This is a genomic window from Cognaticolwellia beringensis (genome assembly GCF_002076895.1).
In the GTDB taxonomy this organism is placed as follows: Bacteria; Pseudomonadota; Gammaproteobacteria; order Enterobacterales; family Alteromonadaceae; genus Cognaticolwellia; species Cognaticolwellia beringensis.
Window position 1 is genome coordinate 2724041 of sequence record NZ_CP020465.1, and the last position, 15692, is coordinate 2739732.

At 38.6% G+C, this 15692-nt stretch carries 10 protein-coding genes and 1 pseudogene; 9 read left to right on the plus strand and 2 right to left on the minus strand.

Features of this window, described 5'->3' with window-relative positions; genetic code table 11:
- Positions 1–483: 483 nt before the first annotated feature.
- The 6 genes and pseudogenes from iadA to B5D82_RS11620 all read left to right on the plus strand — a co-directional run bounded on the left by iadA (position 484) and on the right by B5D82_RS11620 (position 9038).
- Positions 484–1653: a beta-aspartyl-peptidase gene (gene iadA / locus B5D82_RS11600; protein ID WP_081154465.1), complete on the plus strand. Its 1170-nt coding sequence runs from the start codon at positions 484–486 to the stop codon at positions 1651–1653.
- A gap of 8 nt (positions 1654–1661) precedes the next feature.
- Positions 1662–2486, plus strand: a complete 825-nt coding sequence (locus tag B5D82_RS11605) for a cyanophycinase (RefSeq protein WP_081151702.1) — start codon at positions 1662–1664, stop codon at positions 2484–2486.
- 215 nt (positions 2487–2701) lie between these two features.
- Positions 2702–5521: a cyanophycin synthetase gene (cphA, locus tag B5D82_RS11610; protein ID WP_081151703.1), complete on the plus strand. Its 2820-nt coding sequence runs from the start codon at positions 2702–2704 to the stop codon at positions 5519–5521.
- A gap of 213 nt (positions 5522–5734) precedes the next feature.
- Entirely contained in the window at positions 5735–7468 is a 1734-nt protein-coding gene (locus B5D82_RS11615) for a Mur ligase family protein (RefSeq protein WP_245807460.1), read from the plus strand.
- A gap of 138 nt (positions 7469–7606) precedes the next feature.
- Positions 7607–7759, plus strand: a complete 153-nt coding sequence (locus B5D82_RS19900; protein WP_157673886.1) for a hypothetical protein — start codon at positions 7607–7609, stop codon at positions 7757–7759.
- 111 nt (positions 7760–7870) lie between these two features.
- Positions 7871–9038, plus strand: a pseudogene (locus tag B5D82_RS11620) (IS3 family transposase).
- Between the two features lie 48 nt (positions 9039–9086).
- Here B5D82_RS11620 and B5D82_RS11625 read toward each other — a convergent pair.
- Complete coding sequence (locus tag B5D82_RS11625) at positions 9087–10205, minus strand: GGDEF domain-containing protein (RefSeq protein WP_081151705.1); 1119 nt, start codon at positions 10203–10205, stop codon at positions 9087–9089.
- Between the two features lie 498 nt (positions 10206–10703).
- Between B5D82_RS11625 and B5D82_RS11630 the strand changes: the two genes are divergently transcribed.
- The 3 genes from B5D82_RS11630 (at position 10704) to B5D82_RS11640 (ending at position 14351) form a co-directional block, all read left to right on the plus strand.
- Positions 10704–10988, plus strand: a complete 285-nt coding sequence (locus B5D82_RS11630; protein WP_081151706.1) for a hypothetical protein — start codon at positions 10704–10706, stop codon at positions 10986–10988.
- A 268-nt stretch (positions 10989–11256) separates the two neighbouring features.
- Positions 11257–12417, plus strand: a complete 1161-nt coding sequence (locus B5D82_RS11635; protein WP_172820644.1) for an OprD family outer membrane porin — start codon at positions 11257–11259, stop codon at positions 12415–12417.
- Positions 12418–12677: 260 nt separating this feature from the next.
- Positions 12678–14351, plus strand: coding sequence for an RluA family pseudouridine synthase (locus tag B5D82_RS11640; protein WP_081151709.1), 1674 nt, complete (start codon positions 12678–12680; stop codon positions 14349–14351).
- 85 nt (positions 14352–14436) lie between these two features.
- On the opposite strand, the gene B5D82_RS11645 is transcribed toward B5D82_RS11640, so the two are convergent.
- Positions 14437–15519: a phosphotransferase enzyme family protein gene (locus B5D82_RS11645; protein WP_081151711.1), complete on the minus strand. Its 1083-nt coding sequence runs from the start codon at positions 15517–15519 to the stop codon at positions 14437–14439.
- Positions 15520–15692 lie beyond the last annotated feature (173 nt).

Here is a 15692-nt window from a genome sequence, read left to right on the forward strand (position 1 = left end):
TAACCGTATGTGCTAGTTAAATTTTAGTTTTAAGCCATTTTAAATAGCGCTAAAATACCTTATTGCCCTATAATATATTTCAGGTTAAATGCTTACAATCAACAAGTGACTACTATGTACTTATAAAGTAATTGTTTTTTATAGAGTTTATATAAAATTTTTTATAAATGCTGTTTACTCCAGATACTTGTCTTAAAATCCCTAAATCAAGTCTTAAGTTGGCCCGTTTTATAATGCGATTAACTTAAGTTAAATAGGCCGAAATTTTTAGTATTTTAAATGCGGGCGATACTTTAAATAATTAAGGTGTTGGTATAGTGATGCTTGGTGGTCAAATATCTATTGTGTTACAATCATCGCTTACGCTTTCTCACTGTCACCTTGTTGGTTTTGTTTGTTAACTATTAAGTTTTATTGTTTAAATAATTAATAAGTTAAGCTAAATGCAACGTCACTTAAAATATCATGAAAAATAGCCACCCCATGCTCACATTATTACGTAATGTAAATATTTACGCCCCTACGCCCCTAGGCATTAAAGATGTTCTGATTGCAGGCAATAAAATTGCAGCCATTTATGATCATGGAAAAGGGCAGCTAGATATTCCTAAACAGTGGCACGTTAATGTTATTAATTTTGATGGTGCGACGTTAACGCCAGGCTTTATTGATAGTCATGCCCACATAACTGGTGGTGGGGGTGAGGCAGGTTTTGCCACGCAAGTGCCACCTGTTGGCCTAACTGAATTTACCCATGCGGGTGTCACTACTGTTGTTGGCTTGCTCGGTACTGATGATACGACGCGTAGTACTGAAAATTTATTAAGTCGAGTTTATGGTCTACGTGAAGAAGGCTTATCGGCTTATTGCTGGACGGGAGGATATCACTATCCTTTAACCACGATAACGGGCAGTGCTAAGTCAGATATCGTTTTCCTTGAACCGGTTATTGGTATTGGTGAATTTGCTATTAGCGATCACCGCTCTAGCCAACCAACATTTGAAGAAGTGATCCGTCTTGCCAGTGAAACCCATGTCGCAGGTTTGATCACGGGAAAAGCCGGTATTATTCACTTTCATTTAGGTGATGGTGAAAAACGTTTAGCCTTAATTGAACAAGCGATTAGAGATACAGAGCTGCCAGCGCGGGTGTTTAATCCAACTCATGTTAATCGCAACAAAGCTTTGTTTGAAGATAGTTGCAAGCTATTAACTCAAGGCTGTCATATCGATTTAACTGCATTTCCTACTGGCACAGCTCAACCTGGTTGGGAAGCTTGCGATGCCATTGAAATGGCAATTGAAAGACAATTACCCTTAGAACAAATAACCCTTAGCTCGGATGGTGGAGGTTGCTTGCCTTGTTTTGACCCACAAGGTGAATTACTGCATATGGATTTTGGTCGAGCGAGTACGCTAGGAGAAACCTTAGTGGAAACTTTAAAGAAAGGTTTACCACTGGAGCAAGTTCTCCCTATGTTAACGAGCAATGTTGCTAATATTTTACGCTTTAAAAGCAAAGGGCAAGTTGCCGTTGGTTTTGACGCAGATTTATTGGTGCTGAATGAAAAATATGAGATTACTGATGTGATGGCGCAAGGTGTATGGCACAAGCAAAACAATCAGACAATTATCAAAGGTACATTTGAATAGAGGTAAATATGTGTCCAGCTAAAACAATTGATGGTCAACAACGGGGATTTGTAATTCCTATCGGGGGGGCAGAAGAGCGCGTTAAGGATCCTATAATTCTACAACGTTTTGTTGAGCTTTGTGGTGGAGAAGATGCATATATTGTTATTATTCCAACGGCTTCACAACTTGAAGAAACAGGGCCGAATTACGAAGATGTTTTTCATGAACTAGGCGTGCAAAAGGCAATTTCTTTGCCGATTAATGATCGTGAAGAAGCCAATAGCGATGAATATCTCGCTGAGTTGGATAAAGCTACAGGAATTTTTATTACCGGTGGCAATCAATTACGCCTGTCTACTATTTTGGGTGGCACTCCTGTCGCGCAAAGTATTCGTAAACGTAATGCAGATGGGGTTCATGTTGCAGGTACGTCTGCGGGGGCAGCCATTATGCCAGAGCATATGATTGCTGGCGGTCGTACGGGTGCATTACCTAATGAAGAAGGGGTTACTTTTGCTCCGGGCATGGGTTTAATTAATAAAGTTATTATTGATCAGCATTTTAGCCAAAGAAATCGCTTAGGGCGTTTACTATCAGCTATTTCCTACAATCCTTTTGCTTCAGGCTTAGGTATTTGTGAAAATACCGCGGCTTTTATTGGCCCAACAGGCGTTTTAGAAGTGGTTGGTCATGGCAGCATCACAGTAGTAGACCCTGCAGACTTATCGCATAGTTCAATGGCAGATGCGAGTAGAGGCGAAGCTATTACTTTAATTGGTCTTAAGTTACATGTACTTGGGCCAGGCGCAACTTACTGTACCAACGAAAGAATCGCTACACCAGCAAGTTAAACTTTCTTGTAAAGCCCTCCTGCCTTTTGGTGGGCTTTCTTATTTTATAACAATAACTTAAAGCATAATTCAATATCCAACCTCTAGTTCAATAAAATATTCCCTCAAGTAGTATGTTCCCTATTCAAACCGTGGTATCTTTTCTAGACCGCGTTTAGCGTATCGGAATAATAAAGAATAAAAAATTCTCATTTGAGTAATAAAAGGAAATCACGATGAAAATGCTCTCTTCCAACGTTTATGTTGGCCCTAATGTTTACGCTCATTTTCCTGTGATTCGCCACATTGTAGATATTGGTATTTTGGAAAATTACCCTTCAGTTAAATTGGGTACGGAATTTATTGACGGATTAATCACAAACCTGCCAAGTTTAGATCAGCACGGTTGCTCTTATGGTGAGCCCGGTGGTTTTATCCGACGTTTAAAAGAAGATGACGGTACTTGGATTGCTCATATATGGGAACACGTTACGCTCGAATTGCAATGCGTAGCCGGTACAGAAGTTACTTTTGGTAAGACGCGTACCACCGGTACTACTGGTGAATACAATATGGTATTCCAGTATAAACAACGAGATGTAGGCCTTGAAGCCGCCATTTTAGCACGAAAACTCCTTATTTCATTAATGCCTGAAAACATTAAAGCCCAGTTACAAACTACTCTTGAAGACGATTTTGACTTTCAGCAAGAGATGGCTGATTTTATTCGCTTTGCACAACGCAAAGCTTTTGGACCTAGTACACAATCACTGGTTGATGCCGCAGAAAAACGAGATATTCCTTGGTTACGATTAAACGAATACAGTTTGGTGCAATTTGGCCATGGTAAATATCAGCAGCGTATTCAAGCGACTATTACCAGTGAAACTAAACACATTGCGGTAGAGATTTCTTGTGATAAAGAAGATACCCATAATTTATTAAATGATCTTGGATTACCTGTGCCTCAGCAACGTATGGCGTACTCTGATGTACAAGCCGTGAGAATGGCAAAAAGTATTGGTTATCCAGTGGTGTTAAAACCGTTAAATGCCAATCATGGTCGTGGCGTGTCTATTGATTTAACGACCGAAGAACAAGTGATTACCGCGTTTGCTTTTGCCCGTGAACATGGCACAAGCCGAGCCGTTTTAGTTGAATCGTTTTTAACCGGTTTAGATCACCGAATGTTAGTGGTTAATGGTGAATTAGTGGCGGTAGCTAAGCGTGTACCTGGTCATGTTATTGGTGACGGCGTTAATACTATTAGTCAATTGGTGGATATTATTAATGAAGACCCACGCCGAGGTGTTGGTCATGAAAAAGTACTAACGCAATTAGAATTAGATACTCAAGCGCTGCGTTTGCTTCAAGAAGCCGACTTTACAGAAGCTACGGTATTACCTAAAGACGAAATTTTCTACTTACGTTCAACCGCAAACTTATCAACCGGCGGTACGGCGATTGATATGACCGACGTAGTGCATCCAGATAATAAAACGATGGCTGAGCGCGCGGTACAAGCTGTTGGTTTAGATGTTGGTGGGGTTGATTTTTTAACCGCTGATATCACACAATCTTACAAAGATATTGGTGGCGGTATTGTTGAAGTAAATGCTGCACCTGGTTTTAGAATGCACGTCGCTCCAAGCGAAGGCAAGCCAAGAGATGTTGCCGGAAAAGTGATTGATATGCTATTTCCGCCTGCCTTACCAACGCGGATCCCTATTGCAGGCATTACGGGGACAAATGGTAAAACGACGACCTCTAGAATGTTATCGCATATTTTAAAAAATGCTGGACATGTGGTAGGTATGACCTCAACCGATGGCGTTTATGTCGATGGTCAGTTATCCGTGAAAGGTGATATGACAGGCCCAGTTTCATCACAAATTGTTTTACGTGATCCTGCGGTTGATATTGCGGTATTAGAAACTGCGCGTGGTGGTATTGCCCGTTCAGGTTTAGGCTATTTAGAAAGTGATGTCGCCGCTTGTATTAACGTCCAAGAAGATCATTTAGGGCTCAGAGGCATAGACACTCTAGAGCAACTCGCTGAAGTTAAACGTATTGTTGTCGAAGTGGCTAAAGACAGTGTTGTGCTCAATGCCGACGACCCACACTGTTTAAAAATGGCTGACCATACCAAAGCGAAACATATTTGTTATGTCACTATGAACACCGGCCATAGTTTAGTGCGCGAGCATATTCGCGCGGGTGGTCGAGCCGTGGTCTTAGAAAAAGGTATCAACGGTGACATGATCACCATTTTTGATAACGGCACCCATATTCCACTACTTTGGACGCATTTAATTCCGGCAACCTTGGAAGGTAAAGCGCTTCATAATGTGCAAAACGCTATGTTTGCAGCCGGCTTAGCTTATTGTTTAGGTAAACCACTAGAGTCTATACAGCAAGGGTTAAGAACTTTTACCACCACTTTTTATCAAGCACCGGGCAGAATGAACGTGTTTGATGAGCATAATTTTAGAGTGATACTTGATTACGCCCATAACGCAGATGGTGTGCGTTGTATGAGCGAATTAGCCAGCAAGTTAGAAGTTAAAGGTAAGCGTATTACCGTGTTAGCAGGCCCAGGTGATCGTCGTAATGAAGATATCGTCAATATTGCGAAAGCTGCCGCCGGACATTTTGATATTTACATCTGTAAAGCTGATGATAATCGTCGAGGTCGTGCAGTAGATGAAGTACCAGAAATGCTAGCAGCGGCGTTAAAAGCTGAGGGGATTAAAGCGTCGCAAATATATTGTATTTCAGATGAAGTAGAGGCTATCAATAAAGGTCTTGAACTAGCCAACACTGATGACTTATTAATGGTCTTTGGTGATGCGATAACACGTTGTTGGAAGCAAATTATCAACTTTAATGGTATTGGTGAGTCTGACTCCAAGGCAGAAAAGTCTCCACGCCAAACCGTTGTTTCTATGCTAGAGACTACTGAGCCAGATACTTTTGTATTGGAAACAGGCATGAGAATTGTTACCGATGAACGTGGTGTTCGTTTGGTCTCTGAACATGATGAAGAAAGTGACTAAACTCAACTGAAAAGGGTTAACACTTTGGGATTTTGAAGCAAACTATGATCAAGTTGCTGCTTTTTATCGGGCTATGTTTAATTAGGCTATATTTAATTCGGCTATTTTCATCAAGGCCAATGCTTTAAATATAGTGTTCAATAAAAATCTGCAGCTTGGGCATCTTGCGCTGAAAGGTCCCCAAACTCACATCTTGAAGTTGTTTGGGTATATATGAATAGAGAAAATATAACACTGAGCTTAGATGATAATCGTCGGCTGACCGGTAAAAATTTACTATCAGATCAGCCTGGCGCCATTATTGATGCCTTTGTCTGTGGTATTGATAAACTTATCGTGGTAAATATCTGGTCGGTTTACGCGAATCGCTTACTAAAAGCGGTAAATTGGCCAAACGAAAAATTATACTCTCGTATTTTCGAAGACGGCATTACTATTGCCATAAGTGCGCCTTTGGATGCACTTTATGCTGCCTGTGATTTAAATGAATTGGCGTGGCAACTTACTTGTGAAGAGTTAACAAACACAGCAAATAAAGAAGAGTTTTCAGCAGCAATCGCACGTTTGAAAACGACAATAGCAGAAGAAGTTAACCCTAAGTTACTTGAGTTAATTGAGCAGTCAAAAGCGAATCATATTGTTTACTTGGTTGACGATGATGAATTTTCATTGGGCTACGGCACGACAGCACAATGTTGGCCAATATCAGCGCTGCCTGAGCCATCAAGCCTAAACTGGTCACAATATAAATCGATACCACTTGCTTATGTTACCGGCACCAATGGTAAATCGACTAGCGTGCGTATTATGTCGCAAATTATAGAGCAAGCGGGAAAGTGTTGCGGTGTTACCTCAACCGACTTTATTCGCGTGGGTAACAATATCATTGATTACGGCGATTATTCAGGTCCTGGCGGGGCAAGAATGCTATTGCGCCATCCCGATACTGAAACGGCCATTTTAGAAGTTGCTCGTGGCGGTATTTTACGTCGTGGATTACCAATAGATAATGTTGATGCCGCTTTAATTACCAATATTGCTGAAGACCATTTAGGTCAATATGGCATTAATACTGTTGCTGCACTTGCCAAAGCTAAAGCCGTTGTTGCCAAAGGGCTGCTAAATAATGGACAAAGTAGCGGCACGTTAGTGCTCAATGCCGATGATGAGTATTTAGTCGCGTTGGCGCCAGAGCTCCCCGTGAATAAGTGCTGGTTTTCTTTGCATGAAAGCAATACAACACTGCAGCAGCATAAACAAAAAGGTGGTGCTGTTTGTTTTGTACGTGATCAACAATTGATTTATTCAAACCACGATGAAGAGTCAATTATTATTGCTGTAAATGACATTCCAATGACATTAAACGGCGCTGCATTGCACAATATTCAAAATGCACTCGGGGCGATTGGCTTAGCTAAGTGCTTTAAGATTGAAGACCAGGCGATTAAAGCCGCGTTATCGACTTTTGCCAGCAATAATGAAGACAACCCAGGTCGAGGAAATCAGTTTAAGATTAATAATGCGCAAGTGATCATGGACTTCGCCCACAATGTGCATAGCATGGAAGCCATGGCTGTTACCACGGCGAATATAAAAGCACAGCGTAAGTTTTTAATGTTGAGTCATGCGGGTGATAGAACAGATACTGAAATCATCAATATGACGAAAACAGCGCTAAAAATGCAGCCTGATTTTATTATTGCTGCTGAAGTAGAGCCTTACTTACGTGGTAGGAAACTCGGAGAAGTACCTCAACTAATTGCTGATACCGCGCTCGCTTATGGCATGAAAACGTGTAATATTTTCACTTTTGATAGTCCATTTTTAGGCGCGAAATATGTTGTAGAACAGCTAGCTAAAGATGACTTAGCTTTACTTATGGTATTGTCTGAGCGTGAAAAGATAACTGAACTGTTACTTGAAAAATCTTCTAAAATCTCTGCTTAATGCACATCAAAGAATGAAATAATTGAAAGCTTGCTAATTTATCAGCAAGCTTAGATTTTCTCCTGCATTAATACCCTAATTCCCTCTTGTAATGAATCACAATTAAGCTCTGTCTACGTATGCAGGAAGGTTAGCGCTATGTTAGAAGCCAGAGGAGATATCGAACTATATGCCTTGGGTTTTGGTCTTGATTTAAGCCATTATTATAGTAATAACCTAGCGTTAGATTTACCAGAAGTACTGGAAAATGGTGTATTCAAAAATATTTTACAATTATTAAGCCGCCACTAGTTATACCAAGTTAATTAATCAACTTGGTATAATCAGATTACTTCATATTGACGTGGTCTAATTGATACGACTACCCCAGTTAAGACATAATAGAATTAACTGGAGATACAAATGAAAAACCGTAAAACTTATTCAAAAGAATTCAAACTAGATGCAATTGCACTCGTTAGAGATCAAAACTACGCTGTAGCAGAAGCTGCTAGAAATTTAGACGTCAGTGCCCAAGTGCTTGGTCGATGGATCAAAGAAGCTGAAAATGATGATGGTCATGCTTTTAGAGGAAATGGAAAGCTAACGCCAGAGCAAGATGAAATCCGTAAACTTAAAGCTCAAGTAAAGCGCCTAGAAATGGAGCGTGAGATATTAAAAAAAGCGACGGTCTTCTTTGCAAAAGAAACGAAGTAAAATACTCGTTTGTTACCCAACATAAGAAGATCTGGCCTGTGATAATGATGTGTCGAGTACTGGGTATAAAAAGTAACAATTATTATAGTTATCAGAAAAGAAAAGCTCAAAGACCCATTGATACAACCCATCAAGAGATGCTGAAATGGGTGAAAGATATTGCAAAATTTAGCGATAATACTTATGGCGAAAGACGTATTCAGAAAGCGTTGAATGCACTCAGCTTCCCAGTTAGCCGTAGAAAAACAGCGCAATTAATGAAAGAAGCAAACGTTTGGGTACGTTACAAGAAAAAATATAAAGCAACGACAAACAGCGAACACAACAAGCCCGTTTACGCGAACGAACTTGAGCAAGACTTTGATGTGCAACAACCTAACCAAGCGTGGGTGCAAGATATTACTTACATATGGACTTCAGAAGGCTGGCTATATTTGGCGATAGTAATCGACCTATACTCTCGTAAAGTTGTCGGTTGGAGCATGGGTTCAGAATGAAAGCTCAACTTGTTTGTGATGCTCTCAGCATGGCAATGTGGCAACGAAAACCAAAGGCTGGACTGATAGTACATTCAGATCAAGGTGTTCAATATGCGAGTCATCAATATAGACGAATACTCAAGTTACATGGCTTTGTTGGTAGTATGAGTAAGAAAGGTTGCTGCTGGGATAATGCGGTAGCAGAGAGCTTCTTTGGTAGTTTAAAACAAGAACGCGTGCATTGGCGTAACTATCGAACACGTTATGCAGCTCAACAAGATGTGCTGAACTACATCGCGATGTGGTACAACAGCAAAAGAATGCACTCATATCTTGGTTATCAAAACCCCAATGAATTTGAGTGTAAAGAAAGAGAACTGAAAAAGGTAAATTAGCGAACTTAACCAGGGTGTCTGAATTTAGTTGACCAGGTCATATAATAGCTATTGAAAGGTTTTTAAATAATATTGATTTCTACCATTTTCTTTTGCTTCATATAAATATTCATCTGCTATTTCAGTAAGGTTATCACTGGATATTTTAGCGTTAGCAGACTTGAGAACTGCGCCGAGAGAGACAGAGGTTTTAACGCTCTGTCGATTATATTTAATATTGAAGTTTGTCACATTCTTAACAATTTCAAAGCAAGTTTGCTCAAGCTTTTCGTCGTTGATACCATACAAAATAAGTGCAAACTCATCTCCACCTACTCGAAAGCCAATATCTTCTACACGACGGCACTTCGCTTCTATAACTTGTGCTATTTTAATTAAAACATCATCGCCAACAGCATGGCCGAATGAATCGTTAATTATTTTAAAGTCGTCTGCATCAATTAAAATTAAGCCTAAGGTTGCATTATCTCGTGTTGCTATTGCGTTTAATCTTTCTATTTCTTCTTGAAATGATCTTTTATTATGTAACTTTGTTAAGCCGTCGGTGATTGACTCGTTGTAAAGTCTATTGATTAATAAGTAATTTTTATAAAGCGTTTTTTGTCCTATCAAGTTAATTGTAAGACATATCCCCGAAACAAAACTCAAGATTATTAAGACAAATATCAAGTCTGCTAGTTGGCTGTTTATATAAACATTTACCGCTGAAAATACGGCGAGGATAATAAAAGTTGCGAATACTGCAGGCTTAATCGGTATCACTAAGAGTAAACAGCCAAACATAAGGATTAAAACCATGCCGAGCTCTGAAAATTGCAAACCGTATATGTCAGAAAGGTAATAAATTAAAGAGTGATTTAATCCGCTGCCGATATAAACTAATAATAATATTAAAAGGTTTGAACGTATTGAAATTGGTGGAAAAAACCAATAAAGAACATTTAAATATATTAAAGGGGCTATGACTAAAATAATGCGAGTTGTTAATGTTAAGGAATAGACTTCGCTAGGAAATTTCAGCACATCCATAATGGCAAAAACAATATATAACAGCAAAGCTACCGTTAGCGCCCAACGTCTCATTCCTAAACATTGATGCATCAAAAAATGCGAAAAATTAACTTCACTTTTTGCATTCTGGTACTCATTTTTACGTGCTTTAATCATATAATTAAACTTTATTGAAAAATATGGAGACAAAATTATTTTTTTTCATGATAAAAATGGCTATTGCCATTCATTGCTGGTAACGATTGAAACATTTAGCAGTATATTTATATAAGTATATAACTATTATTAGCACTTTTCTTCTGGGTATCCAATTTGGAATGATAATTAAAGATGGTTGTTATATATAAACATTAAGAGTAAGTGACTCTCTCCGTTTCTAAAGGTTTTAGGGGGGTCTAAGCAACAATAATTCAGCATAAATCCTGATATAAATAGCTGATGCTTTTTAAAAAGATATTTACTCGCACATGTAGTTACTTAACTTTTGTCAGTTTTTTAGGATTAATTTTACAAACATCATTAGTCAATCACTAAAAAGTAATGCAAACTAGCTAATAATGCACTTTGTGCTATGAATCAATCGTTAATTTTTAGTGCTTTTAATTAACATAATCAGCTCTTTAAATGGGCATTTATTTCTTCTGGATAAATAGTATGAATTTAGATAAATCGACAAAGCGTATAGCAAAGAAAGTTAAAAATGGCTTTCAAGGTTACCCTCAAATAACCTTGGCTTATTTTGGTGAGTCTGAAGACTGTGCAACCCAAGTAGTGGTCAGTTTTGTATTGGAAGCTGGCGCCGATGCACAAGAAGAAAAATTTTCTAGTACCGGTGATGTGAGAAAAGACGAAACAATTCAAACGACTTTAGTTAAGGTTATCGAGCGAGCAGATGCTAAAACGGTCATAGAAGTTGCCGGTGTTGCAATAATTAAATAGCTTAATGAATAAGAGTTAAAAATGAAGTCTTGTTGTTAACCTTCTATATCTTTGCTTTAATTTAAATAGATAGATTATCTCGTTTGCACCAGTCTAGAACCTTCGCATTTAATTGGTGGTGGGCTAATGCACGGATTTACATTCTAAACGAACAGAAATAAGACTGATTGTTGGGGGTGTTCAACATGTTGGAATTTCAGCATTTAAAAACAATATTTTAGACTTTATTAATATTTAAGATTGATTCTGCTTGATTTAGTCTCTATATTTGCCGCACTTTCACTCAATTTCTATCCCATACATGAATGCTTTTAAACAACCTTTAGCCGTTAGCGCTGCTTTTGCTATAGCCAGTAGCTTCTCTACTTATACTTCAGCCTTTGAAAGTGCAGAAATGCAAAGTGAAACGGTATTACCTGAAGCATTAAATCCTGGGTTTTCTGGACGTGTTCGCCTCGGCTATATCTCAATTGATGATGAAGTCAATATACGTGAAAAAAGTTCGGCTATTGGCGCAGAGCTAAGTTATAGCAGTGAAAGCTGGCATGGTATTAGTGGCACTGGCAGTTTATACACAACACAAAAATTATTCCATGATGATGAAGGCAGCTTTTTTGGATCTGATGGTGATGGCTATGCTATTTTAGGACAAGCCTACCTTCAAGCTAACGTTGATAATACCGAAGTGAAACTTGGGCGCTTTGGCTTTGACTCGCCTCATGCTGATATGGATGATGTTCGTATGGTGCCAAATACCTTTTTAGGTGTTTTAGTGACCAATGCCGATATTACAGATACCACTATTTATGCTGCGCACCTAGCTAAATCGTCTGGCGTTAATAGTCGTAAACCAGAAGATTTTACCAGCATAAATAGGAATGATGGTGTCAACATTTTAGGGGTTGTATACCAAGGTTTTGAAAATATTGCCTTACAAACATGGTATTACAATGCCAATGACTTAGCTGACCTTTTCTACGTAGAGGCTGCGGTTGAGTATGATAACTTTTCCTTTGGTGCCCAGTTTGGCAAGCAATCAGATACCAGTAATAACGACACCGGGCCTGATGGCGATGCATATGGCATTTTGGCCAGCTATGCCTTAAACAACTTTACTTTTACAACCTCCTATAACCATGTCTCGGGTACGATTATCAATGGCTTTGGTGGCGGACCGTTTTATACCAACGCTGCTGATCACACCATTTCAGGTGTACTTAACCAAAATGCCCTTGCCATTGGCGTTGATTATAGCGGTATTGAAAACCTGACTATTGGTTTATTAAATGTTGCTTTTGATAAAGGCGAAGATGAAATAGATTTATTTGTTAGCTATGATTTTGGCAACGATATGTTATTAGATTTTACATATCATCACCTACATGATGATGGTGAAATGATTTTAGCCATGTTCAATGTTTATTTTTAATTTTAATTTTACAGCTTAAAAATAAACAAGCTTGTGTTGCGCTTTAAACAAAGTGGCAACTCAAGTTATTTAAAGGTTGTTCACAATAACAACACCCTGCAAGTTACGAGGCAAAAGAGTTTTTAGTGCTAATTTCATACGAAATTTAATACCTAGCTGTAAACTGACTTACCTATAGCAGAGGTTACTTAGTGACATTACGTTGATTATGTTATTATCTCGATTTATAGCTTAATTTAACATTTCATCAATATATCGCCATGACAAACCTTGCTCCCTGTTTTACGTTATTCTCTCAGTCGACTGACAATATAGTGCTGCCAGAAAAGTTTACATTCCCATTTTATTACCAACCACAGCAAATTGCCGTAGAGGCAGTTCAGCAGTTACAGCAGCAGCTTGAAAAGCTACCTCAGTGTTTAACAAAAACCAAAGCAAGTGAAGTTAGTGTTGGTAAAATGTTTGGTGTGCTAGTGGTAAAAAATTGCCAAGGTATAATAGGCTTTCTTAGTGCCTATTCTGGACAAATAGAGAGCGATAATACTGACATTAATTTTGTGCCAGCGGTTTCTAATATGCAATTGCAAGACTCTGCGTTTTTAGCTGAAAATAATATTATCAATAATATTAACGCGGAAATAGAGCAGTTAGAAAGTAGCCCGCAACTTAGCGTTATTACTAATGAACTTAATGAAGCTACTGCTGCCTATCAGCAAGAACTATCGGCACAACAAAGCCTAATTGTGGCTAGCCGTCAGCAAAGAAAACAGCAGAGAAACCAAGCTGTTGGGCAGTTAAGTACTAACGACTTTGAACAGTTAAAAGTCGAGTTAGCAGGGCAAAGCATTCAAGAGAAAAAACAACTGCAAGCACTCAAGCAAAGTGGACAAAATAAGCTCGAATTATTACAACAAACTTTAGCGAAAATTACAGATGAAATTGCTAAGTTAAGAAAACTAAGAAAGTCACGTTCAAAAAGTTTACAGAAAAAACTTTTTGCTGAATATAATTTTCTTAATGCTCATGGCGAAACTAAAGATCTAAATGCTATTTTTGCCGAACTGCCTGAACATACGCCACCGGCAGGTGCAGGTGATTGTGCTGCACCTAAATTATTGCAATATGCTTATCAACATAATTTAAAGCCCATTGCTATGGCTGAGTTTTGGTGGGGTAATGCGCCAAAATCTGCCGTAAGACAACATAAAAATTACTATCCTTCTTGCTACAGTAAATGCCAGCCAATTTTGACGCATATGCTTAAAGGATTACATGTCGATGATAACCCGCTGTTAATTAATCCAGCACAAGGCAAAGACTTAGCCATTGTCTATCAAGATTCGGATATGCTGGTGGTAAATAAGCCTGCTGAGTTTTTATCAGTGCCGGGTAAAAATATTGAAGATTCGGTTTATATGCGTATTAAAACACAATTTCCACAGGCATCTGGACCACTTATTGTTCATCGGTTAGATATGTCGACATCGGGATTGTTAATAATCGCCCTCAATAAAAGAGCCCATAAAGCGCTGCAAAAACAATTTATTGAGCGCAGCATTGAGAAACGTTATGTCGCCTTGGTCGCAGGGAGTGTGGTCGAAGATAGTGGCACTATTGAGTTACCACTGATGTTAGATTTTGATGACAAACCTAGACAATTGGTTTGCTATCAACATGGAAAGCACGCGCTTACCACTTGGCGAGTACTTGAACGCAAAAATAACACCACGCGATTACATTTATTTCCTAAAACCGGTCGAACTCACCAATTAAGGGTACATTGTGCGCACAAGTTGGGTTTAAACATGCCGATTGTTGGCGATGACCATTATGGCTTGAAAGCTGACCGATTACATTTACATGCAGAGTACTTATCGCTGTCGCACCCAATTAAGCATACAAAGTTAGAGTTTGAAGTTGCTGCAGATTTCTAATGTTATATTTTGCCAGATCGAATAATTATTGCTGTGTATTAGCTAACGTGATTTTACAGTAATATCAATTAAGCAAATCTAGTTTTTAGGGAGATAATACAATGTCAGTTAATAAAGCCTCTTGCTGGCAAAATAGCTTATATAGTTGTAATTGATTCTCTGCTCTGACTAAATTGTGATTAGCATAAGTGGTTTTAAAGTATCGATCGCCATTTAAGAAGTCAGTTAAAAAACGGGTGCTGAGCATAAAGGGCATCAACTTAATGCCAAATAATAAGCTCGTTCGTTCAATTTCACTTATTGCGCCATTAAAACCTGCTACATAGGCACTTGTTAGTGCCGTTAACATCTCCCAATCAATCGTCATATTATCGAGAGCAGGGCTATCTTCGGCAATTGATGGACAACAAGTGCGTATCATGTCGCCAAAATCATGCATCAAGTAACCTGCCATACAAGTGTCTAGATCAATAACCGCGACTGGTTTATTAGTTTTTTTGCTAAAAAGTAGGTTATTAATTTTTGTGTCGTTATGGGTGACACGTAAGGGCAAGCTTTTAGTCATGTCAGCAATAATTTCGACAAAAGCTTGCTGAGATTGAATAAATTTAATACTGGCTTGCGCAGAAATTAATAATGGCTCTGAAGCGTTATCTATCGCTTGGTTAAGTTGTGCTATTCGCAGGGATAAATCATGAAACTGCGGAATGATCTCTGCTAGATTTTCGCTGTCAAAATCACTGAGTGCAGCTGTAAATTGTGCAAAGGCATTGGCGACAGCGCTTGCTTGCTCTGCGTTAGTTATTGACTCTAAAGTGTAACAGTCGGAAATATAATGCAGACTACGCCAATATTGCCCCTGTACAACAACATGGTTTTTTTTGTCTGTAGTATGTAGTTGGCAAATCGGTGTTAAGGCATATCGGCCATTATCCGACTTAACCTTTAGGTGTGAGCTGATCTTGTCGGCATTGTTTGTTACATTCAGTGGCGTTGGAAAAACCTGTTGATTTAAACATTGTAAAACAAAGGTTTTATCAATTGTTTTTACTAAATATGTGTTGTTTATTAGGCCATTGCCAAGTAAAGATATTTGGCAATGTTCAATAGAATAACCAAATTTCGGTAATACTAATGCTAATATTTTATTCGTTATGGACTGGGTCATGTTTGGTGAATAACTTCTGAAAATATGACGATATATCGCCGCCTAATGTTGTCCGTATGTTAAGGCATAGCTGTTTATATGGGAAGTTTTCATTACTTTGATATATGTGTTGCTGAAGCGTTGGCTCGTTATAATTGTGTCGCTAGGGCGTAGTTTAGAAAAAATAAAGTTCA

Excerpts from the sequence above, each read along its gene's own strand:
- iadA (WP_081154465.1), top strand. The coding sequence starts at position 484 with ATGCTCACATTATTACGTAATGTAAATATTTACGCCCCTACGCCCCTA.
- B5D82_RS11605 (WP_081151702.1), top strand. The coding sequence starts at position 1,662 with ATGTGTCCAGCTAAAACAATTGATGGTCAACAACGGGGATTTGTAATT.
- cphA (WP_081151703.1), top strand. The coding sequence starts at position 2,702 with ATGAAAATGCTCTCTTCCAACGTTTATGTTGGCCCTAATGTTTACGCT.
- B5D82_RS11615 (WP_245807460.1), top strand. The coding sequence starts at position 5,735 with ATGAATAGAGAAAATATAACACTGAGCTTAGATGATAATCGTCGGCTG.
- B5D82_RS19900 (WP_157673886.1), top strand. The coding sequence starts at position 7,607 with ATGTTAGAAGCCAGAGGAGATATCGAACTATATGCCTTGGGTTTTGGT.
- B5D82_RS11625 (WP_081151705.1), bottom strand. The coding sequence starts at position 10,205 with ATGATTAAAGCACGTAAAAATGAGTACCAGAATGCAAAAAGTGAAGTT.
- B5D82_RS11630 (WP_081151706.1), top strand. The coding sequence starts at position 10,704 with ATGAATTTAGATAAATCGACAAAGCGTATAGCAAAGAAAGTTAAAAAT.
- B5D82_RS11640 (WP_081151709.1), top strand. The coding sequence starts at position 12,678 with ATGACAAACCTTGCTCCCTGTTTTACGTTATTCTCTCAGTCGACTGAC.
- B5D82_RS11645 (WP_081151711.1), bottom strand. The coding sequence starts at position 15,519 with ATGACCCAGTCCATAACGAATAAAATATTAGCATTAGTATTACCGAAA.